Here is a 23,425-nt window from a genome sequence, read left to right as displayed (position 1 = left end):
TTTAATGAGTTGAAGGGGGAAAGAGAATGGTTTTAAGGTACTTGACAGCAGGAGAATCACACGGACCGATATTAACAACCATTTTAGAAGGCTTACCAGCAGGAATGCCGCTGGCAGCGGAGGAAATTAATGTGGAGCTTTCAAGAAGGCAACAAGGTTATGGTCGTGGAAGAAGAATGCAAATAGAAAAAGATACAGTGGAAATTACATCAGGAGTTCGTCACGGTTACACTCTTGGTTCACCTGTTGCCCTTGTGGTAGAAAATAATGATTGGAAACATTGGACAAAAATTATGGGCGCGGAAACCCTTGAAGAAGGCGAAGAAGAAGAGATTAAAAGAAAAGTAACAAGGGCGCGTCCTGGGCATGCGGACCTTAATGGTGCGTTGAAATACGGCCACCGAGATATGAGAAATGTGCTTGAACGTTCTTCTGCTCGGGAAACGACAGTCCGTGTAGCTGCTGGCGCCGTTGCAAAGAAACTTTTATCATTAGTTGGAATTGATATTGTCGGATATGTGGTTGATATTGCAGGAATAAAAGCAAAGTCAGATCCATCTCTTACTTTAGAAGCCATCAAGGAACGCAGTGAGAATTCACCGGTCCGTACCGTAGATTCTGCTGCAGAGAAGGAAATGATGAACGCCATTGACGATGCGAAGAAAAATGGAGATTCCATTGGTGGAATAGTGGAAGTAATGGTAACAGGAATGCCTGTAGGAGTAGGCAGTTATGTACATTATGACCGCAAATTAGATGCGAAATTGGCTGCAGCCATTGTAAGTATCAATGCCTTTAAAGGAGTCGAATTCGGAATCGGATTTGATGCAGCAAGAATTCCAGGCAGTGAAGTCCATGATGAGATTCTCTGGAGTGATGAACAGGGTTTTTACAGGAAAACGAATCGCCTGGGCGGATTTGAAGGCGGAATGACCACAGGAATGCCGATTATCGTCCGTGGAGTCATGAAACCGATCCCTACCCTTTACAAGCCATTAATGAGCGTGGATATTGAGACTAAAGAGCCTTTTGCAGCAAGTATTGAGCGGTCAGACAGCTGTGCCGTCCCAGCAGCAGCGGTTGTTGCAGAGAATGTTGTCGCTTGGGAGCTTGCAAGTGCATTGGTGGATCAATTTTACAGTGACCGCTTTGAAACGTTTGCTGAAGAAATTAGAAGGCAGCGCGAATATGCGAGGGAATTTTAATGGAAACGATTCATATCGAAACAGAGTCTAAAAACTATAATGTTTTTCTCGGGGAAGGCGTAACGAAAGAAATCCCTGCCTTTTTAACGAATCGACTTCCTAATTTAACGAAAATTTTGGTGATCACTGATGAAACAGTTGCTGCTCTTCACCTTGGAGAGTTGCTAACTGCTTTAAAACCCTGGAATCCTGCTGTTTTTACAGCCCCAGGTGGTGAAAAAGCCAAGACGTTCGAGGTATATTATAATGCATGTTCGGCAGCATTAGAGAACCGTCTTGATAGGCATTCTGTTATTTTGTCATTTGGCGGTGGGGCAGTTGGCGATTTATCGGGCTTTGTGGCGGCTTCATATATGCGCGGTATTTCGTTTATTCAAATCCCGACAACTATTTTAGCCCATGATAGTGCTGTGGGAGGGAAAGTTGCCATTAATCATCCTCTTGGAAAAAATATGATCGGAGCATTCCATCAACCGGAAGCAGTATTTTATGATTTAAACTGGCTGAAAACACTTTCGAAGCAGGAAATCCGTTCTGGATTTGCAGAAGTGATTAAGCATGCTCTAATCTTTGATGCTGATTTTTATGAATGGCTATATACAAATATCCATCATCTGGATGAACTTACTTTTGACCAGTTGTCAGAATTTCTCCAGAAAGGCATCCGGATTAAAAATGAATTTGTAAGCCGCGACGAAAAGGAAGCAGGCATTCGGGCTTATTTAAATTTTGGTCATACATTAGGCCATGCGATCGAAGCGGAAATGGGATACGGAAATTTCACGCATGGGGAATCGGTTATGATCGGTATGATTTTCGCTTTAAAGGTTAGCCAGGAACTGTTGAATTTGTCATTTGATTTGGATAAATTTATTTCATGGGTTGAGAGCTTAGGCTATCAAACGAAGATTCCTAGCCAATTGGCTGTTGATGCTTTAATTAGCAGAATGAAACAGGATAAAAAGTCAATCGGAGAATCTGTGCGATTTGTCTTGCTGGAGCAGGTAGGAGAACCTGTTCTCAAGAAAATATCGGATTCCTTACTATTGGAAAAGATTAATTGTTATTTGAAAGGAGATATATCATGATCAGAGGGGTGAGAGGAGCGACGACTGTAGCAATCAATACAGAAGAGGCTATAATCTCTGCGGCTGAGGAGCTTTTGGCAAAGATCATTGATGTTAACCAGATCCAGCCGGATTCCGTCGCATCTGTTTTTATTTCAACTACAGATGATCTTAATGCAACTTTTCCGGCAAAAGCATTACGCAATTTTGCAGATTGGACATATGTACCAGTTATGTGCATGCAAGAAATTCCAGTTTCCAATTCTTTAAAAATGTGTATCAGATTTATGATTCATGTAAATACAGATTTAGCGCAAGAAGAAATCGTTCATGTTTATTTAAACGAGGCAATCAAGCTTAGACCGGATTTGGGCAATAGAATGTCATTATAAACAATTTCAATAAAAATGTGGAATGGAGTGAGGAAAATGAGATGGAAAGATCAGTTATTAACGCTAACTCCTTATCAGCCGGGAAAATCTATTGAATCAGTGAAAAAACAATATAATTTGGAGCAAATTGTTAAACTTGCCTCCAATGAAAACCCTTTTGGCTGTTCGATTAAAGTACGTAATGCTTTAAAAGAAGAATTAAATGGTCTCGAGATATATCCTGATGGATATGCTTCTAATTTAAGAGAAAAGCTGGCTGCTTTTTTACAGGTAAATGAGGAAGAATTGATCTTTGGAAATGGTTCAGACAATCTGATCCAAATTATTTCAAGATCTTTGCTTCATCCAAATGCAAGCACCATAATGGCTACTCCGACTTTTTCTCAATATCGCCATAATGCTGTGATTGAAGGAGCCATTATCAAGGAAGTTCCACTTGTTAATGGAGGGCACGATTTGGAGGGCATGCTTGCAGCTATTGATGAACAGACAAACGTGATTTGGGTTTGTAGTCCCAATAATCCTACTGGTACATATATACCGGAAAATAAATTAATCCCATTCTTAGAAAAAGTGCCATCACATATTCTTGTTGTACTTGATGAAGCTTATTATGAATATGTTGCAGCTGACGATTACTATGATTCTATCGACCTTACCCGGAAATATCAAAATTTAATTGTTTTAAGGACTTTTTCAAAGATATACGGACTGGCATCTTTAAGGGTAGGATATGGCATTGCTAATCGTGAAATCATTAAAGCGCTTGAACCTGCGAGAGAACCATTTAATGTTAATTCGTTAGGTCAACTGGCTGCTGCTAATGCAATTGAGGATCAAAATTTCATCGAAAATTGCAAGAGGGAAAATCGACAAGGTTTACAATTATTTTATGATTTTTGCGAACAAAACCAGTTAGATTATTATCCTTCACAAACAAATTTCATCTTAATTGATTTCAAAGTAGATGGGGATCGGGTGTTCCAATATTTACTTGAAAAGGGATATATTGTTCGTTCAGGAAAAGCGCTCGGTTTTCCGACATCGGTAAGAATCACCGTTGGCTCTCAAGAGCAAAATGAAGGAGTATTAAAAGCGCTGGGTAATTTCCTTACAGAATTAAAACAGCAGCGTGTAGAGATGTAGGGGGAGTCTATTTGAAAGGCCGAATTTTCGTCATAGGCTTAGGCTTAATCGGCGGTTCTTTAGCTCTTTGCATAAGAAAAGAGCATCCTGAAGCAATAATTATTGGTTTTGATATAAATAGTGAGCAAGTGCGACTTGCTAAAATGCTCGGTGTAATCGATGATTCAGTTGTAAGTATCGAAACAGGAGCAGAGGATGCTGACTTAATCATTATTTCAGCACCTGTGACAGACACAGAATCCATTATCGCGGATTTATCCAAGCTTTCATTAAAGCCGGATGTGATCGTAACAGATACAGGAAGTACAAAAAAGATTATTGTTGAAAATGCAAGCAGTTTAACAAAGCAGGGAATTGCTTTTATTGGAGGACATCCAATGGCCGGATCTCACAAAAGTGGTGTTACTGCTGCAAAAGATATTTTGTTCGAGAATGCTTTTTACCTTCTTACTCCTGATGAAGTGGTGGAAAAAGGAAAAGTAGACTTACTGAAAGAATGGTTAAAGGGAACCAATGCGAAATTTTTAACTATTTCACCAGAAAACCACGATTATTTGACAGGAATTGTAAGTCATTTTCCTCATATAATTGCTGCTTCCATTGTTCGACAAACTGAAAAATTGGCAGATACTGATGGACTGATTCCGCGTCTTGCTGCGGGAGGGTTCCGTGATATAACAAGAATAGCTTCAAGCAGCCCAGATATGTGGAAGGATATTCTTTTGCATAATCGTGAAAATTTAATTGACCTTCTTAATCAATGGCAAGAGGAAATGAATAGCGTTATACAATTGCTTAAATTTGGTGAGGGGCATGAAATTTTTAACTATTTTCACCAGGCAAAACAATTTCGAGATGGTCTTCCTGTTAAAGAAAAAGGAGCGATTCCAGCTTTTTATGATTTATATGTTGATGTTCCCGACTATCCTGGTGTGATTTCGGAAATTACCGGATATTTGGCAAATGAAAGAATCAGTATTACCAATATTCGTATTTTAGAAACACGGGAAGATATCAATGGTGTGCTGGTCATTAGCTTTCAAACAGAAGAAGATAGACAGCGTGCGGATCGATGCATTCTTTCCCATACTAACTATGCCACATCTAATGGCGCTTAAAATGATGGACACGTAGGTGATGAAATGGCGTTATTGACATTAAAAACGAATATTAAGAAATTATCAGGAGAATTATCGGTTCCTGGGGACAAATCAATCTCTCATCGCTCTGTTATGTTTGGATCTATTGCACATGGACAAACACGGGTAACCAACTTCCTGCCTGGAGATGATTGTTTAAGTACAATATCTTGTTTCCGTAAGCTAGGGGTAATGATTGAGGAGAATGAAAATGAACTATTTATAAATGGAAATGGCTTTTCAGGCCTAAAGGAGTCGAATGAAATCCTTGATGTAGGAAATTCAGGAACAACCATTCGGTTACTACTCGGAATTTTAGCCGGCAGGCCTTTTTTCTCTTCTTTAATTGGTGATCACTCAATCGGCAAAAGACCTATGACAAGGGTAACGGCTCCTTTAGCAAAGATGGGGGCCGTAATTGATGGTCGGGAAAACGGATCCTTTACCCCGATTTCTATTCGGGGCGGAAAGTTGTCACCTATTCAATATGAATTGCCTGTTGCGAGTGCCCAGGTTAAATCAGCGCTTATCTTAGCTGGGCTTCAAGCTGAAGGTGTATCGACAATTATCGAGCCGGCTGCCACACGGGATCATACGGAAAGAATGATTCGTAAATTTGGTGGAGAAATCCAAAATGAAAATGGTGTAATAACGGTAAGTGGGGGCCAAAGACTGACAGCTCAAAGTATACATGTTCCTGGAGATATATCTTCTGCAGCCTTTTTTCTAGTTGCCGGAGCTATTATTCCCAATAGCGAAATTGTGCTGAAAAATGTCGGCTTAAATCCGACACGAACTGGGATCATTGAAGTTATGAGACAAATGGGAGCCAAAATCGAAATTATTTCGATGGGGGATGACTCATTTGAACCTGTTGGGGACATTGTTATAAAAACTTCCAATCTAAAAGGCACAGTTATTGAAGGGGAATTGATTCCAAAACTTATTGATGAAATCCCGATTATTGCCCTGTTAGCCACACAGGCGGAAGGGGATACTTTAATCAAAGATGCAGAAGAATTGAAGGTAAAAGAAACAAATCGGATTGATACTGTTGTTAATGAATTAAAGAAATTGGGTGCATCCATTGAAGCAACAGATGATGGAATGATTATCAGAGGCAAAACGGCGTTAACAGGAGGAACAGTATCAAGCCACGGAGACCATCGAATCGGCATGATGCTTTCGATCGCAGCCCTCCTTTGTGAGAATGAAGTCTCATTAGATGAGCCTGAGGCGATTTCAGTTTCCTACCCTAATTTCTTTTCTCATTTAGATAGTCTTATTTAGCAAAGCTGCAAGGATTCCTGCAGCTTTTTTTTGTTCCTTCTTATCATAGTTTTCGCCATTTTCACATAGCTTGTCTTAAAGGGGCTGAAAAATGAGTGGAAAGGGTGAGGAAAAAATAGCGTATATCATTGAAAATGCAAATGTGTTAAAAGATAAAACGTTAAAGAAATACTCAATGTTAATTCAAGATGAACGAATTGCCGCTATTCAACCACAGTTTAAATACTATCGCCTAATGAAAATGAATGTAGATCCATTTATTTTAACCCCGACTTTTGTTCTATTGAATTCGAAAGTTTCAACTATAAGTGCTTTTCCGGAATTAAAACAATATTTAACAGAAGTATTTTTATTGAAGGGCTGTACAACTTTAATAACATATGTAAATGTTTTGTATGAACGAGAATTATCAGAAAAAATTACAGCTTTGAAGATGAGCTTGAACAGCAGCCCGGTTGATTTTGCCATTTGTGTTAAAATCCCTGTCGGCCTCCTAACAGATTCATTTGTTCGTAAATGTAAACAAGAAAAAATTCCAGCTATCTTTGTAGAGCTGGAAGACACGAATGAATTGCAAAAAATTCCATGGGCCTGGATTAAGAACTCCCTATTTCCATACAATTGTCCACTTATACCAATAATTTCTATCGCACATAAGAAGGAGAAAAAGGCCATTTTGTCGAAATGGAAAGATATAATAATAAAAGAAAACCTTGCGGCAGTTTACGAGGAATTAGAGGAGAACAAGCCACTTCCAATCACGATATTAAACAAAATTGGCATTTTTCCTTCCAAGGGCAGTTTAATGTTTGGAAGTGAATTAAGCTATAATCTATTTTATCTAGATAACGAAATCAAGAATATTGATGAAGATCACTTATTTCATTATCATAGTGATAGACTGGTTGTTACTGTTCATAAAGGCAGGATTGTTCGTTTAGAGAAAACAGTATTATTTAAACCGGGATTTGGAGAACATGTTAAGGTGCGAACTCCAGCATTTTTTTCTTTGTAAATTTTGGGGAAGAGGTCAAGGACAATGGATCGAATAAATAAAATAATTCAAATGTTAGAAAACGGCCAACATAATGAGGCTTTAAATGAATATAATGATGTACTAAAAAGCGGGGGACATGAAGAAAAATTTGTTCTTGCAGAAGAATTGTTTCAATTCGGATTTCTTGATGAAGCAAAAGAGCTGATTGAAAGTTTATTAGATATTTATCCTGAAGAAGGAGAGCTGCTCGTTCTGCTAGGTGAAATTTTAGTGGAAGCCGGAGACGAAGAGCAAGCCATTCTTGTATTAGAAAATATTTCTGAGTTGGATGCAAATTATGCTCGATCGCTTCTTCTGCTTGCTGATCTCTATCAAATTCAGGGGCTTTTTGAAGTCTGTGAAACGAAGCTTTTAAAAGCAAAGGAGATATTACCGACTGAAAAGATTATTGATTTTGCATTAGGTGAACTCTACAGTGAACAAGGCGAAGTTAAGAAGGCTATGACCGCATACGAATTGGTTTTGGAGGAAACAAATGAGATTGCCGGTGTCAATATTTATCAGCGGATGGCGGACTTATTAAGTGCTTCTGGAGCTTTTGAAGAAGCGTTAATCTATTATGATAAGGCACTTGAAGAGAAACTGGAAATCAATACTTTATTCGGCTACGCCTTCACCGCTCTGCAGGCAGGATATAATCGGACTGCTATTGAGAAATTCAATGAATTAAAATCGTTGGATCCTGAATATCATTCTTTATATCTATATCTTGCCAGAGCATATGAGCAAGAAGAGGAGCTTGAGGAAAGTTTTCGTGCTATCCAGGACGGGATCAAACAAGATGATTTCAATAAAGAATTATTTTTCTTCGGCGGCAAAATAGCGATCAAGCTGGGAAAAGAAGAGGAAGCAGAAAAATATCTGCGTGAATCACTTGTTTTGGACCCTGGTTTTACAGAAGCTGCTTTAACATTGAATAAACTTTTCTTCCAACTGGACAGATTTGATGATGTTTTAGATTTAATATCTTGGCTTGACATTGTCGAAGATGAAGAACCTCAGCTTTTATGGGATTCTGCTTTAGCTTACCAAAGAATAGAGGATTATTCGAAAGCATTAGACAAATATGAAACTGCATATAATTTTTTTAAGAATAATCAGGATTTTTTACAGGATTATGGATATTTTTTAATGGAAGAAGGAAAAAGCAGCCGTGCTGCCGAAATTTTTAAACAGCTGCTAGAAGAAGATCCATCAAATACGGAGTATATGGATTTACTGGAACGATTATCTGATGCATAATAAGAAAGCTGAATATACAGAGGAGGGAAACGATTATGGCAACCCCTGTTTCTGTCAACGAGAAAAAGGACTTTATTCGCTGGTTTTTAAATCATTATCAATTAAAAAGAAGAGAATGTGTGTGGATTCTTAACTATTTAATGAGCCACGATCAGCTTATGGAAAAAGTTCATTTTGTTGAGCAAGCACAGTATTGTCCCCGTGGCTTGATAATGTCAACACATTGTGTTGACAAAGTGCCGTTTCGCTTTTATAAGGAAAATGTGATGACAACTGATGCTGAAAAATCCTTTCATGATATTCGGCTAAACCGGGATGAAGACATCTTTATCCAACTAAACTTTCACGCCTCTAACCAAGCTCATCAGTATGCGGCAGTTCTGGAAGAAAACCCTTATGTACCTAAACACTTACAAGTAAATGAAAAAGATGGTCTTGTAGCAGAACAATTGCTTCAATACAGTATTGAGCGTTTCCAAAGGGAAAAGCTGCTACAGTTAATTGACAAAGCATTGGATGCAGGCGACAGAGAGGCATTTACAAACTTAACTGATCAATTGAATAGACTAACAAAAACTGCCACAAAAAGAAGTTTGCAATAAGCAAGCTTCTTTTTGCTAGAAAAAAATCTTAAGGGGTATTTTCTTTATTTTTCAATATTTTCTGAGAAAATGTTAATATTAGGCTAGTAATGAAAAAGGCTGGTGTTATATATGAAATGGATTCCGCAAGATCTTGAAACTTATCTTAATGCCAAGGAATATGTGGATACTGCTGTTGTACCCTTGTATGGTATTTCTACAATGGATGGACTGAAGCAGTCGGCTGAGGCTGCTGAGTTTATCACGTTATTAACAACTCATCTGGAAAGGCAATTCACTGGGAGAATCCTATTATTCCCGCCGTTTACTTACCTTTCGCGTGTACAAAATGAAAGACTCGTAAATGATTTGTTGGAATGGGAATCAGAAATCAAAATGGCTGAATTTAAACATCTTTTTTATATAACTGCCGATTCTAATTGGCGAAATGTTGAAGGTAGTCTGCAAGGATCTTTTATTTGGCTGCCCTCCCTGCCTCTTGGTCAAATGAGTGACTCTCAGAAATTTGAAATGATAGATAATCAAGTCAAACAATTATTTTCTATCTTTTCCCAAATATGGGCAGAGAATGAATAAAATTACTCATTTGCATGTTTTTGGAATAGTATGATATTGACCTTGCCAAATTATTGATATATCATTAAAATGTCCTAGTTTTCTATATGTTTAATTAATTGTCCGTTGGACTATTTCAAAAATAGAGGGGGGATATGAATGGGTAAAAACAATGTGACAAGACGTCAATTTTTGAGCTACACCCTGACTGGCGTCGGCGGATTTATGGCCGCAGGAATGTTAATGCCAATGCTCAGATTTGCTGTTGACCCTGTTTTAAAGGCAGATACTGGAGGAGAATTTATTCAAACACCAAAAAAAGCCTCAGAACTAACCAAAGAACCCACCCGCGTAGACTTTACCTTTAAGCAAAAGGATGCTTGGTATGAGTCAGATGTTACAAGTACTGCCTGGATCTACAAAGATGATAATGACAAAATTGTGGCTTTATCGCCAATTTGTAAGCATTTAGGTTGTACCGTTAACTGGAACACTGATAAAGCACATCCTAATCAATTCTTCTGCCCATGCCATTTTGGACGATATGAAAAGAATGGAAAAAATATTCCTGGCACTCCGCCGCCACAGCCGTTGGATTTATTTCCGGTTCAGGTGAAAAACGGTTATATTTATTTAGGAAAAGCACAACCACGGACGCATGTGTAAAGATTGCTAACCAAAATAAACGATTGGGTAGACGGAGGTGTAAATATTGCTAAGCAAATTATATGATTGGGTAGATGAACGTTTGGATATAACGCCATTGTGGCGCGATATCGCAGACCACGAAGTGCCTGAGCACGTTAACCCTGCTCACCATTTTTCTGCATTTGTGTATTGCTTTGGCGGAATGACTTTTTTTGTTACGGTTATCCAAATTCTTTCTGGCATGTTTTTAACGATGTATTATGTGCCAGATATTAAAAATGCTTGGGAATCAGTATATTATTTACAATATGAAGTAGCATTTGGTCAAATCGTACGTGGTATGCATCACTGGGGAGCAAGTTTAGTACTGGTCATGATGTTTTTACATACTCTGCGCGTATTTTTCCAAGGTGCCTATAAAAAACCGCGTGAACTTAACTGGATTGTCGGAGTTCTTATATTCTTCGTCATGATGGGGTTGGGCTTTACTGGTTATCTATTACCTTGGGATATGAAAGCGCTATTTGCAACAAAAGTTGGGCTACAAATCGCGGAATCCACTCCGCTTATTGGATCGTACATTAAAATTTTACTTGCAGGTAATGAACATATCGTAGGCGCACAGACTTTAACCCGCTTTTTTGCCATTCATGTTTTCTTCTTGCCAGCAGTTTTATTCGCTTTAATGGCGGCACACTTTATCATGATACGAAAACAAGGAATTTCAGGACCTCTTTGATGGGTGTGAAGACATTTTACAAGTTTTCTAATCATTGTAGAAAAAGGAGGGGGATTTCTCGATGCATCGCGGTAAAGGGATGAAGTTCGTTGGAGACTCACGAGTTCTGGCGCCAGAGAGCCGGAAAGCGAAACTTCCAAAAGATTATTCAGAATACCCTGGAAAAACAGAAGCATTCTGGCCTAACTTCCTTTTGAAGGAATGGATGGTAGGGGCAGTATTCCTTGTAGGCTTTCTATGTTTAACAGTGGCACATCCGGCTCCGCTCGAAAGAATCGCGGACCCTACTGATACAGGCTACATTCCATTACCTGACTGGTATTTCTTGTTCTTGTATCAATTACTTAAATATACGTATGCCTCAGGACCTTATGAAGTGATCGGAACAATGGTCATCCCGGCACTTTCGTTTGGCGGCTTGCTGTTGGCTCCTTTTCTTGATCGCGGCCCGGAGCGCAGGCCGATCAAGCGTCCGCTCGCAACAGGTTTTATGCTGCTGGCGTTATGTGCCATTGTTTACTTAACCTGGCAATCAGTCGCGACGCACGACTGGGCTGCAGCTGAACGTCAAGGGAAAATTGTACCCCAAGCAACAATTGATAAAACAAGTGAAGGGTATAAGCTTGCACAACAAAATACTTGTATAACTTGCCATGGAGAAAATCTTCAAGGCGGTCCAGGAGCTCCGTCTCTTATTGGAACCGGTCTAAAACCTGAAGAGATTGCTACGATTGCCAGAAAAGGAAAAGGAGGTAAAATGCCTCCTGGTGTTTTTAAAGGTACTGATCAACAGTTAAAAACACTATCCGAATTTATTTCAAACCTTGGCAAGAAATAAAGATTCACAAAAAGCTGACGGGCGAGCGTCAGCTTTTTTATTCATATCCCGTACCTGCCCGCGGATGCTTGCTTCATAAACGAAAATGTAGATCATTATCTATACATAAAAATTAAATGAAATGTGGGAATATTATGCGTTGGATTTATCCGATTTTAGCAAATCGCTCAATACTAAAACTATTACTATTTATTAATATTGCAGGAACCATTTACGGATATATTTGGTATGGTTGGCAGCTTAAAGAAACACCAGCAATCTTTCTTCCTTTCGTACCGGATAGCCCCACGGCAAGTTTGTTTTTTGTTTTTGTTCTTATTTCTTTCTTACTAAGGAAAAACTGGCCATTATTGGAAGCGATGGCCATTGTCACGTTGTTTAAATATGGAATTTGGGCAGTGGTAATGAATTTTCTTGTTTATTTCGTACAAGGTGAATTGGAATGGGAAGGATGGATGCTGATTTTATCCCATTTTTCCATGGCAGTTGAAGGCATATTATATGCTCCATTTTATCGAGTGAAATGGCGTCATTTAATCATTGCAGCCATTTGGGTTCTTCATGATGTGATCATCGATTATGTCTTTAACATGATGCCTAGATATGAAATGTTGAATCGCTATATGTTGCAAATTGGCTATTTTACGTTCTGGCTTTCCATATTATCAATCGGGATAGCTTATTACTTTTGTATCCGTCCAAATAGATTTAAATTGGAAATAAAATAGGTATCAAATGGTCTAACCTTGTCCCCCCTTTCATACATTTTACTAGTAATGAAAGGGGGGACAAGAATTGAAACTTAAATTACTTTTATTATTTGCTTTTATAATGTTGCTTTCTCCAATATCTGTACAAGCTGACCAATCATCTCCAATGGAGAAATTGGACGATATTTCTGATGAAGCCCTCCAAATGGTGAAGTTTCATAGATATGACGATGCAAAAAAATTACTTGATTATTTTTCAGATCAGTTTAAAACGATAACAGGAACAGAAAAACCACTAACTTTGGATGAGGTGAGGATTGTCAATACCTCCCGTGATGAGGCTGTAGAAGCAACAGTAAGTACCAATATGAACTATGAGGAGAGAATCAATAAACTAACGAAATTCCGCCTAGTCATCGACGCACTTTCCTCCAGCCATCAACCCTTATGGCTGGAAATGGAAGATTCGATCATGAATGCGTTTCATCAAGCCAAACAAGCGGCTTCAAAAGGAGATATTGAGGAGTTCCATACAAGTTTTAACCATTTTTTATCTTTGTATAATGTGATTTATCCAAGTATGAAAATAGATGTACCAGTAGAAAATATACAGAGATTAGATGCTCGCATAAATTTTATTGATGAATATCGCACCCAAATAGTAAATAACCCTGAAAGCAAGCAGGAGCTGGATAAATTAGATACAGATTTAAAAAACTTATTTACGAATATGGAAGATGATCAAGCCGACCCTTCGATCTGGTGGGTTATTATATCAACAGGCAGTATCATCATTATGACCTTATCCTATGTTGGCTGGAGAAAATATCGCGGTGAAAAGGAAATGAAAAAGGACCGTTCAAGAGAGCTAAAAGATTGACGTGTCTAATCGGCTTGACTAAAATGTAAGTCAACAATAGGCTGGTTAGGAGGTTTCAAATGTTCTATCTCATCTATTTTGCTATAATTGCTTTAATCCCTTTATGGGCACAAATGAAGGTAAATACCACGTTTGCTCGATATTCTCGTGTTGCATCAACAAGATATCTTAAGGGTGCTGAAGTCGCAAGAGAGATTTTGAATGCAAATGGATTATATAATGTTAGTGTTGAAGAAGGATATGGATTTCTTAGCGATCACTATGACCCTCGCTCAAAAACAGTCCGCTTATCTCCTGAAAATTATCATGGCCATTCCATTGCTGCAGCAGCTGTTGCAGCCCATGAATGCGGTCATGCTATCCAGGATTCTCAAGGTTATGCGTTTCTTCGTTTTCGGCATGCACTTGTGCCTGTAGCGAACTTTGGATCCAATGTATCGTGGATTTTGATTTTAATTGGCATATTTGCACATATAACAGGAATGTTGTTATTAGGGATTATCTGTATGGCCGCTGCTGTCCTTTTCCAGGTTATTACGCTCCCTGTGGAATTAAATGCATCCAATAGGGCCATGAAACAAGTCGTTTCGCTCGGATTGGTGTCCGGACAAGAACAAAGGGAAGCACGGAAAGTGTTAAATGCAGCGGCGCTCACATATATTGCAGCAGCAGCAGTAGCTGTATTAGAATTATTAAGGTTGATTCTAATTTATACAGGTATGAATCGTAATAATGATTAATATAGAAAAGCGGAAGCACTGAGCTTCCGCTTCATTATGTTATTGGCATTTTATTTTCATCAAGTGTAAAGCCTTCTCCGTGTACATCGTGGACAATGGAAATGGAAATAAAGGCATGTGGGTCAATAGAGGTAATTAAATTTTTCAAACGAATGATTTCATTCTTTGCCACAACACAATAAAGAACATCACGTTCATTTTTCGTGTAGGAGCCATAACCTCTCAATGCGGTCACACCGCGTTCCATTTCTTCCATGATTTTTTCAGCGATTTGCTCATTTTTCTCAGAGATGATCATCGCACCTCTGGCTGAATAGGCACCTTCTTGAATAAAGTCAATGACTCTGGCCCCTACAAAAACAGCAACAAGGGTATACATAGCTTGTTTATAATTTAAATACGTAATTAAAGATAGTGTAATGACGCAGGCATCGAAAATGAACATCGTCTTTCCCATATTCCAGCCGGAGTATTTTTGGACTAAACGAGCGATAATATCAACTCCGCCGGTTGTTCCTCCTGATCGGAAAATAATACCCAGCCCAATTCCGGTAAAAACACCAGCAAATAAAGCTGCTAATGTTAAATCACTGCGGAGAGGCATTTGGATGGGATGACGTTGAAATATCCAAAGAAACAATGAAACACCAAATGTTCCAACCAGTGTATATAAAAATGAATTTCTCCCTAACAATTTCCATCCAATAAAAAAGAGTGGGATATTGAGCAATAAGTTTGTATAGGAAGGGTCCCAATGCAACATGAAATAGAGGAGAAGTGTAATCCCTGTAAATCCACCCTCAGCCAATTTATTTTGCATGTTGAAATTAACAAGTCCGAATGCCATAATGGCAGCTCCAATCAGGATGAACACAATATTTCTCATTTTTAGACCAAGGATCATCAACATTCCTCCTCTTCCTAATTTTCTCTTAAATGGCGGTTTTTATTATAGCGAATATTTAATGTGAGAGCAATATAAGAGGATAAAAGTGTCTAATTTGATCGAAATAATTTGTAAATCACTACTATTTTAGCTAACATAAAACATAGAACTGTACTGGTTTTAAAGGAGAATGGACAAGTATTAGAAACATAGGAGGTGAGGTTGTAAAAATGGAAAGGAAATCAATGCAACAGCTTCAAGCGGAAGTGGACAAATATATTAGCCAATTTAAGGAAGGATATTTCAGTCCTTTGGCAATGTTAGCAAGATTAACAGAAGAACTTGGAGAATTGGCAAGGGAAGTCAACCATTATTATGGCGAAAAGCCAAAGAAAGCGACCGAAACGGAAAAAGAAATCAAGGAAGAGCTTGGAGACCTTCTATTTGTTTTGATTTGTTTTGCCAACTCACTGAATATTGATCTTGAAGAAGCTCATGATGCTGTCATGAATAAATTTAATACGCGGGATAGGAACCGCTGGACAAGAATAAACGATGAAAGTATGGAGTGAAAGTCATGAATTCGATTAAAATTATTATTGCGGGTCCCCGCGGACGTATGGGTACAGAAGCTGTGAACTTGGTAACTAATACAGAACATTTTGAGTTGACGGCGGTTATAGACAATAAATACAACGGAATGATGTTAAGTGATGTCCAAGGATTTCAGGCCATTCACAATGTACCTATATATACAGACATTGTTCAATGTCTTCAAGAAGTAAAGGCAGATGTATTAATTGATTTAACAACACCTGAAGTCGGAATGTTTCATGCCCGTAATGCTTTAGAGCATGATGTTCGTCCTGTCGTAGGTACAACTGGATTTTCAAAAGAAGACCTTCAGGAATTGGAACGAATTTGTCATGAAAGAAATCTTGGTTGTATAATTGCCCCTAACTTTGCCATTGGTGCTGTGTTAATGATGAAATTTTCTCAAATGGCTGCTAAATATTTTCACGATGTGGAGATTATCGAAATGCACCATGACGGGAAACTTGATGCACCATCCGGGACATCTGTCAAAACAGCAGAAATGATCGCGGCTGTTAGAGAACCAAAGAAACAGGGGCATCCAAATGAAAAGGAAACAATTGCGGGGGCGCGAGGAGCAGATTTTGATGGGATGAGAATTCATTCGGTAAGATTACCTGGGTTAATTGCCCATCAGCAAGTAATGTTTGGCTCCGACGGACAAACGATCACCATTCGTCATGATTCTTATAATCGCAGTTCGTTCATGTCCGGTGTTAAAGTGGCTGTAGAAGAAGTGATGAAACATAACGCGTTTGTATATGGACTTGAAAATATTTTAGATTAGGAGAGTATTATGAATATTGCCTTAATCGCCCATGATAAAAAGAAAAATGACTTAATTCAATTCGTTACTGCGTATCAATCTATTTTTGCTAAGCATTCTTTATTTGCGACCGGTACTACAGGTCTTCGCATTAATGAAGCAACCGGGCTGCCTGTTACGAGATTTCAATCAGGTCCTCTCGGGGGGGATCAACAAATTGGCGCTCTCATTGCGAAAAATCAGATGGATGCAGTATTCTTTTTTCGTGATCCATTAACTGCGCAGCCGCATGAGCCGGATGTGACAGCACTGGTACGTCTTTGTGATGTATACTCCATTCCTTTAGCAACCAATATGGGGTCAGCAGAATTACTAATCAGAGGATTAGAAAAAGGCCTAATGGATTGGAGAAATATTATCAAAGAAAATGGTGAGGAAAATGGAAAATAACCATTTACATATATTGGCTTTTGGTGCCCATGCCGATGATGTAGAAATTGGCATGGCAGGTACTATTGCCAAATTATCTTCTGAGGGGAAAAAAATCGGCATCTGTGATTTAACAGATGCTGAACTTTCTTCTAATGGTAATGTAAAGTTAAGAAAAGAGGAAGCTGCCCTTGCAAGCGATATTTTAGGGGTTCACTGTAGGACCTCATTATCATTGCCTGATAGAGGGCTATTTTTAGAAGAGGCATACATAAAGAAGATTGCAGATGTGATCCGTGCCTTGAAGCCTCGCGTGATTTTTGCACCTTATTTCGAGGATAGGCATCCAGATCATGGGAATTGCGCTAAATTAGTAGAAGAAGCGGCTTTTTCTGCTGGGATAAAAAAATTTCAAACGGATGACTTTAACGAGCCGCACAAAGTGGAAAGATTGTATTTTTATATGATTAATGGCTTCCATACACCAGATTTTACTGTAGATGTTTCATTGTTTATGGATAAAAAGCTGGAAGCCCTTAGAGCCTATAAAAGTCAATTTGTTCAGACAAACGAAAGCTTCGAAACTCCGCTTGTAAATGGTTATATTGAAACAGTGGAGGCAAGAGAGAGAATGTTCGGGAAACTTGTAGGTGTAAACTACGCAGAAGGATTTAAAACTAAGGTTCCAATTCTGTTGCGACAAGATTTGATAGGAGAAACAAAATGAGGAAACTAAAAATAGGAATTACCTGTTATCCAACAGTAGGAGGGTCCGGTGTTGTGGCGACAGAGCTGGGGAAAATGCTGGCTGAGAAAGGTCACGAAATTCATTTTATTTCTTCCAGTATCCCGTTTCGCCTAAATAAAATTTATCATAATATCTATTATCATCAGGTGGAAGTAAATCAATACAGTGTTTTTCAATACCCGCCTTACGACATTGCTTTAGCAAATAAAATGGCAGAAGTCGTAAACCGCGAAAAATTGGATTTACTGCATGTGCATTATGCAATCCCGCACGCAGTATGTGCTATTTTAGCCAAACAAATGGCACATAGGGATATAAAGATTGTTACAACGCTTCATGGGACTGATATCACGGTCTTAGGATATGATCCTTCATTAGCTGATGCAATCAAATTTGGCATTGAAAAATCGGATGCGGTAACTGCAGTATCTGATGCATTAGTTAACCAAACCTACGAACTAATCAACCCTGATAAACCCATTAAAACAGTCTACAATTTCATTGATGACAGAATCTATCAAAAAAATGATTCTGAGCATTTGCGCTCTGAATTTGAAATAAAGGAAAATGAGAAGGTAATTATTCATGTTTCAAATTTCCGTGCAGTAAAACGGGTACCTGATGTTGTAAAAAGCTTTGCAAAAATTGCCGCCATTATGCCTTCTAAACTGCTGCTTGTTGGTGACGGGCCAGAAATGACAGTTGTTTGTAAAATGGTGAGGCAGCTTGGGTTGGAGGACCAAGTCATTTTCCTTGGCAAACAGGAGAATTTGGAGGAACTCTATTCTATCAGTGATTTAATGCTTTTATTGTCAGAAAAGGAAAGCTTTGGGCTGGTTGCATTGGAAGCTATGGCTTGCGGGGTTCCTTGTATTGGTACAAATGTTGGTGGTTTACCTGAGGTCATCCAGCATGGCAAAACAGGTTTTGTTTGTGAGGTAGGGGACATAGAGGATATCTCGGCAAAGGCACTTGATCTATTAGGTAATCATACCCTCCATCAGCAATTTTCGAACCATTCACAAGAAATCGTAAGAAATAAATTTAAGGCAGAGCAAATTGTGGAACAATATGAAGCCATTTATTTTAATTTATTGAATTAGGTGAGGTTAATGAAAGAACCCTTTTTATCTGCTGTTCCTGTATTAAAACATCTAGAGGATGCGGGGTTTGAAGCATATTTTGTTGGCGGATCTGTAAGAGACTATCTGCTTAATAAACCAATTAGTGACGTAGATATTGCCACTTCCGCAACTCCAATGGAGGTCAAGCAGCTTTTTTCAAAGACAGTCGATATTGGGATTGAACATGGTACCGTTCTGGTACTCTACCAAAAGAAATCTTACGAATTAACGACATTCAGAACAGATGGAGAGTATATTGATCATCGTAGACCAGCGGAAGTATCCTTTATTCGTAATCTTTATGATGATTTAAAACGCAGAGATTTTACCATGAACGCAATTGCTATGGATCGTTCAGGAACCTTGCATGATCCATTTAATGGACAACAGGCCATTAAAGAAAAAATAATTCAAACTGTTGGCCATGCAAAGGATCGTTTTCAAGAAGACGCTTTAAGAATGATGAGAGCAGTTCGCTTTGTCAGTCAGCTATCATTTGAAATCGAGAAAGAGACGCTAGAGGCATTAAAATCAAATCTCCCATTACTTAGAGAAATAGCAATTGAGCGTAAAAAGGCCGAGTTTGAAAAACTTTTATCAGGAAATAATAGGAAGAAAGCGATGGGCATTATGACGCAAACGAATTTCTTTTCCTATTTACCTGGTTTGGCAAATCAGGAAAAGCATTTTGAACAGCTGCTTTCTTATGATTGTGAAGGTTTAAATTTAATGGAAATGTGGTCAATGGTGCTTTATTGTTTAAAATTGCCGGAGAAAAGTGTGGAGCCTTTTTTACGAAAATGGCGAATGGCAGTTAAAGATATGAAGGAAATTCAGAGTATTTTATACTATACCATTACAAGACTTAAACAGGAATGGACTGTTTATGATTTATATTCTGCTGGGAAGAATATCATTCATTCATCTGAAAAACTCTATCTAGTCTTAAAAGGAATATCAGAAAAAGAATCGATTTCATATTGGCTTGATCGTTATGAGCAATTGCCCATAAAAGCCCGAACTGATTTGGCTGTTGACGGCAGTGATTTAATGATGTGGTTTGATAAATCGGGCGGGTCATGGATTAAAGAAACATTATTGAAAATTGAAGCGGCAATTTTAGAAGAAAAAATAGTCAACGATAAACAACATATTAAGGAGTGGCTGAAAGATTGCAGTCGGAAACAAGATTAAAAATGCTCGACGCCTTTACGGGTGCAGGAGATTCCTATTTATCTGGTCAATATCTGGCCGAGCTGATTGGCTGTTCAAGGACGGCGGTATGGAAGCATATTGAGGAGCTTCGAAAGGAAGGATTTGAGTTAGAAGCCGTTAGAAAAAAGGGTTATCGCATTGTTAAAACTCCAGACAAAATGACAGCAGACGAAATAAGACTGGGGTTGACAACTAAGTTTATTGGCAGGAATCTTCATTATGAAGAAAGTGCGGAATCTACACAGAAAATAGCCCATCAGCTTGCAGCACAAGATGCGCCAGAAGGAACCGTCATCCTGGCTGAAGAGCAAACAGCTGGTAAAGGCCGAATGAACCGGCAGTGGCATTCACCTAAATATACTGGTATTTGGATGAGTTTAATTTTAAGGCCAAACATCCAGCTGACAAAAGCACCGCAATTAACATTATTGACAGCTGTAGCTGTCGTTCAGGCCATGGAAGAGATGACTGGATTGATTCCAGAAATTAAATGGCCAAATGATATATTAATAAACGGGAAAAAAGTAACAGGTATCCTAACAGAATTGCAGGCAGAAGCAGACAGAATCCATTCCATCATTATTGGTATAGGGATTAACGTCAATCAGAAATTGGATGATTTTCCGATCGAACTTCAACAAACGGCCAGCTCCCTTTTTATCGAAAAAGGGCAGACTATTTCCCGCTCAAGCTTAATTAGAAGTATTTTTAAACACTTTGAAACATTGTATTTACTTTATTTAGAAAAAGGCTTTTTCCCAATCAAACTTTTATGGGAAGGGTACGCCGTCAGTATTGGTAAAATACTTAAAGCACGCACTTTAACAAATGTTATTGAAGGAAAAGCATTAGGGATTACGGATGAAGGTGTATTAAAACTGGAAGATCTGAACGGAAATATTCATTATGTGTATTCAGCAGATATTGAATTGTAATACCAACCCCTCTTTCCTCTATATTACTTGAAAGAACCTTGTTCATTTTGTATAATTTGCTTGGGCAGTATCCAAAGGAACTGCACCTTGAAATATCTTACAAAAATAAAAAGGTTTCTGCCTAGATCCGTTTACGGACCGGGACAGAGGGATGGAACATGTAAAAGAGTAACATTAGATCCTCTGCCTTCAGAAGGATCTTTTTATTTGCTCTTTGAATGTGTAATCACCTCTCCCCTAATTAAAGGAGGGTATAAGATGAAGCAAACAACAGATTTCTTGAAAATGAAGCAAAACAATGAAAAGATCGTCATGTTAACCGCCTATGATTATCCATCTGCTAAGCTGGCTGAACAGGGAGGCGTTGACACCATTTTGGTCGGTGATTCACTTGGAATGGTTGTTCTTGGATATGATTCGACAATTCCTGTGACGATGGAAGATATGATTCACCACACGAAAGCTGTTAAAAGAGGAGCAAAAGATACTTTCATTGTGGTTGATATGCCATTTCTTTCTTATCACTTATCTGTAAGAGATACATTAATCAATGCTGGCAGACTTATTCAAGAAACAGGTGCACATGCTGTAAAACTGGAAGGTGCTGATGAAGTAATTGATCATATTTCAGCACTGACACGGGCAGGAATCCCGGTTTGCTCGCATCTTGGACTAACACCGCAATCTGTCGGGGTGTTAGGCGGTTATAAAGTACAAGGGAAAGATGCAACAGCTGCAAATAAATTATTGGATGATGCCAAAAAATGCGAAGCGGCAGGAGCGTTTGCAGTTGTTTTAGAGTGTGTACCGAAGCAGCTTGCAGAAGAAGTGACAAAAGCTTTGACAATTCCAGTAATCGGAATTGGTGCAGGGATAGAAGTGGATGGCCAAGTTCTAGTTTACCATGACATTTTAGGATATGGAGTGGAACGTGTGGCTAAGTTTGTCAAACAATATCACTCCGTAAATCCGTTTATTCTTGAATCAATTCAGGCCTATACTACAGATGTAAAGAACAAGAGTTTTCCTGAGGAGAATCATTCCTATACGATGAAGGAAGAAGAACTTAATGCACTTTATGGAGGTAAGCAATGAAAGTTATTACATCAGTGAAAGACATGCAGGCTGAAATAATACAACAAAAGATTTTGGGTAAATCTATCGGTTTTGTGCCAACAATGGGTTTTCTACATGAGGGACATTTAACACTAATCAAGAATGCCAGAAAAGAAAATGATTTGGTTGTGTTAAGCATTTTTGTAAACCCATTGCAGTTTGGTCCGAAAGAAGATTTTTCAACATATCCTCGTGATTTTGAACGTGATAGGGCATTGGCCGAAAGTGAACAGGTTGATTACTTGTTTTACCCTGCGGTTGATGAAATGTACCCTAATGTACCTTCAATTAAAGTGACAGTGCAAGAACGGACGGATGTACTGTGTGGAAAGTCACGGCCTGGACACTTTGACGGTGTGGCAACAGTTGTCACAAAATTATTTAATATCGTAATGCCGACAAGGGCCTATTTTGGAAAAAAAGATGCCCAACAGGTAGCCGTTATAGAAGGTTTAGTTTCAGATCTCAATTTTCCAATCCAGCTTGTTGCGGTTGATATTGTTCGAGAAAAAGACGGACTTGCAAAGAGCTCCCGAAATGTTAATCTATCGTCGGAAGATAGGAAGCAAGCTCCTGTCTTATATAAAAGCCTATGTGCAGCAAAAAAAGCGATTGAAAATGGTGAGCGCGACTCGGTAAAACTGACAAGCTTAATTCAAGAAATGATTATAGCACAGACCAGCGGAGAAATAGATTATGTTGAAATTTTTTCATATCCACAGTTACAGCCAATAGAAAAAATTGAGGGTAGGTTTATTATTGCGCTTGCTGTTAAATTTAAGAACGTCCGGTTAATTGACAACCTGATTATGGATATATAGATCGCTATAGGGGAGGAAAACATCAATGTTTCGCCACATGATGAACGGTAAAATCCATCGTGCTACTGTTACAGAAGCAAATTTAAACTATGTTGGCAGTATTACAATAGATGAGGATATTCTCGATGCAGTGGGCATGATTGCTAACGAGAAGGTACAAATTGTAAATAATAATAATGGTGCCAGATTAGAAACATATATAATCCCTGGGGAAAGAGGCAGTGGTGTCGTATGTTTAAATGGTGCAGCCGCACGTCTTGTACAAGTGGGGGATACGGTCATTATCATTTCATATGCATTGGTTGCGGAAGAAAAAATAGCTTCCCATCAGCCTAAGGTTGCCATCATGGATGAAGACAATAAAGTTAAACAACTGCTCCACGCTGAACCGGCACATACCATTTTGTAGTAAAGGTCCCCGTTTAACCGGGGATTTTTCATTTTTAAAGAGCAGATGAATAAGTCAGCAATCCATGGTCAAGAAAAACTGTAGTAGTTTTCTTTTCTGCTTTTTTATGTTAACTTTTAAGGAATGAAGGTT

Annotated in this window: 27 protein-coding genes; 26 read left to right on the top strand and 1 reads right to left on the bottom strand. The window is 38.6% G+C overall.

The window, feature by feature from the left end; all coding sequences use genetic code 11:
- The first annotated feature begins 26 nt into the window (after positions 1-26).
- The 16 genes from aroC (at position 27) to HPT25_RS24870 (ending at position 14,250) form a co-directional block, all read left to right on the top strand.
- Positions 27-1,205: a chorismate synthase gene (gene aroC / locus HPT25_RS24945; RefSeq protein ID WP_173070342.1), complete on the top strand. Its 1,179-nt coding sequence runs from the start codon at positions 27-29 to the stop codon at positions 1,203-1,205.
- The gene (gene aroB, locus HPT25_RS24940) at positions 1,205-2,293 is read left to right on the top strand and encodes a 3-dehydroquinate synthase (RefSeq protein WP_173070339.1); all 1,089 of its coding nucleotides are present in this window, start codon (positions 1,205-1,207) and stop codon (positions 2,291-2,293) included. The genes aroC and aroB overlap by 1 nt, the downstream gene beginning before the upstream one ends.
- Positions 2,290-2,664: a chorismate mutase gene (gene aroH / locus HPT25_RS24935; protein ID WP_173070337.1), complete on the top strand. Its 375-nt coding sequence runs from the start codon at positions 2,290-2,292 to the stop codon at positions 2,662-2,664. The genes aroB and aroH overlap by 4 nt, the downstream gene beginning before the upstream one ends.
- Positions 2,665-2,700: 36 nt before the next feature.
- The gene (gene hisC / locus HPT25_RS24930) at positions 2,701-3,810 is read left to right on the top strand and encodes a histidinol-phosphate transaminase (RefSeq protein WP_173070335.1); all 1,110 of its coding nucleotides are present in this window, start codon (positions 2,701-2,703) and stop codon (positions 3,808-3,810) included.
- Positions 3,811-3,821: 11 nt separating this feature from the next.
- Positions 3,822-4,928, top strand: coding sequence for a prephenate dehydrogenase (locus HPT25_RS24925; protein ID WP_173070333.1), 1,107 nt, complete (start codon positions 3,822-3,824; stop codon positions 4,926-4,928).
- Between the two features lie 24 nt (positions 4,929-4,952).
- Entirely contained in the window at positions 4,953-6,239 is a 1,287-nt protein-coding gene (aroA, locus tag HPT25_RS24920; protein WP_173070331.1) for a 3-phosphoshikimate 1-carboxyvinyltransferase, read from the top strand.
- Between the two features lie 91 nt (positions 6,240-6,330).
- Positions 6,331-7,254: a hypothetical protein gene (locus tag HPT25_RS24915; protein WP_173070329.1), complete on the top strand. Its 924-nt coding sequence runs from the start codon at positions 6,331-6,333 to the stop codon at positions 7,252-7,254.
- 24 nt (positions 7,255-7,278) lie between these two features.
- Entirely contained in the window at positions 7,279-8,538 is a 1,260-nt protein-coding gene (locus HPT25_RS24910) for a tetratricopeptide repeat protein (protein ID WP_173070327.1), read from the top strand.
- A 35-nt stretch (positions 8,539-8,573) separates the two neighbouring features.
- On the top strand, positions 8,574-9,140 hold the full coding sequence (locus HPT25_RS24905; protein ID WP_173070325.1) for a ReoY family proteolytic degradation factor: 567 nt from the start codon (positions 8,574-8,576) through the stop codon (positions 9,138-9,140).
- A gap of 111 nt (positions 9,141-9,251) precedes the next feature.
- The gene (locus tag HPT25_RS24900; protein ID WP_173070323.1) at positions 9,252-9,716 is read left to right on the top strand and encodes a YpiF family protein; all 465 of its coding nucleotides are present in this window, start codon (positions 9,252-9,254) and stop codon (positions 9,714-9,716) included.
- A 138-nt stretch (positions 9,717-9,854) separates the two neighbouring features.
- Positions 9,855-10,361 carry a Rieske (2Fe-2S) protein gene (locus HPT25_RS24895; protein WP_173070321.1) on the top strand — a complete coding sequence of 169 codons (507 nt, stop codon included), beginning with the start codon at positions 9,855-9,857 and terminating at the stop codon, positions 10,359-10,361.
- 46 nt (positions 10,362-10,407) lie between these two features.
- The gene (qcrB, locus tag HPT25_RS24890; protein ID WP_173070319.1) at positions 10,408-11,082 is read left to right on the top strand and encodes a menaquinol-cytochrome c reductase cytochrome b subunit; all 675 of its coding nucleotides are present in this window, start codon (positions 10,408-10,410) and stop codon (positions 11,080-11,082) included.
- Positions 11,083-11,143: 61 nt separating this feature from the next.
- A complete protein-coding gene (locus HPT25_RS24885; protein ID WP_173070317.1) occupies positions 11,144-11,920 on the top strand; it encodes a menaquinol-cytochrome c reductase cytochrome b/c subunit in 777 nt (258 codons plus the stop codon).
- A 134-nt stretch (positions 11,921-12,054) separates the two neighbouring features.
- On the top strand, positions 12,055-12,648 hold the full coding sequence (gene lhaT / locus HPT25_RS24880) for a lipoprotein heptaprenylglyceryl N-acetyltransferase LhaT (RefSeq protein ID WP_173070315.1): 594 nt from the start codon (positions 12,055-12,057) through the stop codon (positions 12,646-12,648).
- A 67-nt stretch (positions 12,649-12,715) separates the two neighbouring features.
- A complete protein-coding gene (gene ypjB, locus HPT25_RS24875) occupies positions 12,716-13,510 on the top strand; it encodes a sporulation protein YpjB (protein ID WP_246277279.1) in 795 nt (264 codons plus the stop codon).
- 59 nt (positions 13,511-13,569) lie between these two features.
- Positions 13,570-14,250: a zinc metallopeptidase gene (locus HPT25_RS24870; protein ID WP_173070313.1), complete on the top strand. Its 681-nt coding sequence runs from the start codon at positions 13,570-13,572 to the stop codon at positions 14,248-14,250.
- A 34-nt stretch (positions 14,251-14,284) separates the two neighbouring features.
- Here the strand turns inward: HPT25_RS24870 and HPT25_RS24865 are convergent, their stop codons facing one another.
- On the bottom strand, positions 14,285-15,154 hold the full coding sequence (locus tag HPT25_RS24865; protein ID WP_173070311.1) for a YitT family protein: 870 nt from the start codon (positions 15,152-15,154) through the stop codon (positions 14,285-14,287).
- A 212-nt stretch (positions 15,155-15,366) separates the two neighbouring features.
- Here HPT25_RS24865 and HPT25_RS24860 point away from each other — a divergent pair, with 212 nt between their 5' ends.
- The 10 genes from HPT25_RS24860 (at position 15,367) to panD (ending at position 23,293) form a co-directional block, all read left to right on the top strand.
- On the top strand, positions 15,367-15,708 hold the full coding sequence (locus HPT25_RS24860; protein ID WP_173070309.1) for a nucleotide pyrophosphohydrolase: 342 nt from the start codon (positions 15,367-15,369) through the stop codon (positions 15,706-15,708).
- 5 nt (positions 15,709-15,713) lie between these two features.
- Positions 15,714-16,517, top strand: coding sequence for a 4-hydroxy-tetrahydrodipicolinate reductase (gene dapB / locus HPT25_RS24855; protein WP_173070307.1), 804 nt, complete (start codon positions 15,714-15,716; stop codon positions 16,515-16,517).
- 9 nt (positions 16,518-16,526) lie between these two features.
- Positions 16,527-16,946 (top strand): methylglyoxal synthase, encoded by a 420-nt coding sequence (gene mgsA, locus HPT25_RS24850; RefSeq protein ID WP_173070305.1) that lies wholly within the window; start codon positions 16,527-16,529, stop codon positions 16,944-16,946.
- Positions 16,936-17,652: a bacillithiol biosynthesis deacetylase BshB1 gene (bshB1, locus tag HPT25_RS24845; protein WP_173070303.1), complete on the top strand. Its 717-nt coding sequence runs from the start codon at positions 16,936-16,938 to the stop codon at positions 17,650-17,652. The genes mgsA and bshB1 overlap by 11 nt, the downstream gene beginning before the upstream one ends.
- Complete coding sequence (gene bshA, locus HPT25_RS24840; RefSeq protein ID WP_173070301.1) at positions 17,649-18,776, top strand: N-acetyl-alpha-D-glucosaminyl L-malate synthase BshA; 1,128 nt, start codon at positions 17,649-17,651, stop codon at positions 18,774-18,776. Before bshB1 ends, bshA begins: the two co-directional genes overlap by 4 nt.
- A 9-nt stretch (positions 18,777-18,785) precedes the next feature.
- The gene (locus tag HPT25_RS24835; protein ID WP_173070299.1) at positions 18,786-19,991 is read left to right on the top strand and encodes a CCA tRNA nucleotidyltransferase; all 1,206 of its coding nucleotides are present in this window, start codon (positions 18,786-18,788) and stop codon (positions 19,989-19,991) included.
- Positions 19,970-20,947: a biotin--[acetyl-CoA-carboxylase] ligase gene (locus HPT25_RS24830; RefSeq protein ID WP_173070297.1), complete on the top strand. Its 978-nt coding sequence runs from the start codon at positions 19,970-19,972 to the stop codon at positions 20,945-20,947. Before HPT25_RS24835 ends, HPT25_RS24830 begins: the two co-directional genes overlap by 22 nt.
- A 258-nt stretch (positions 20,948-21,205) precedes the next feature.
- Positions 21,206-22,042, top strand: coding sequence for a 3-methyl-2-oxobutanoate hydroxymethyltransferase (panB, locus tag HPT25_RS24825; RefSeq protein ID WP_173070295.1), 837 nt, complete (start codon positions 21,206-21,208; stop codon positions 22,040-22,042).
- Entirely contained in the window at positions 22,039-22,884 is an 846-nt protein-coding gene (gene panC / locus HPT25_RS24820; RefSeq protein WP_173070293.1) for a pantoate--beta-alanine ligase, read from the top strand. Before panB ends, panC begins: the two co-directional genes overlap by 4 nt.
- Positions 22,885-22,909: 25 nt before the next feature.
- Positions 22,910-23,293, top strand: coding sequence for an aspartate 1-decarboxylase (panD, locus tag HPT25_RS24815; protein ID WP_173070291.1), 384 nt, complete (start codon positions 22,910-22,912; stop codon positions 23,291-23,293).
- Positions 23,294-23,425 lie beyond the last annotated feature (132 nt).

It is taken from the genome of Neobacillus endophyticus (genome assembly GCF_013248975.1).
In the GTDB taxonomy this organism is placed as follows: domain Bacteria; phylum Bacillota; class Bacilli; order Bacillales; family Cytobacillaceae; genus Neobacillus; species Neobacillus endophyticus.
Note: the sequence above shows the minus strand (reverse complement) of the source record. Positions and strands in the feature narration are given on the sequence as shown.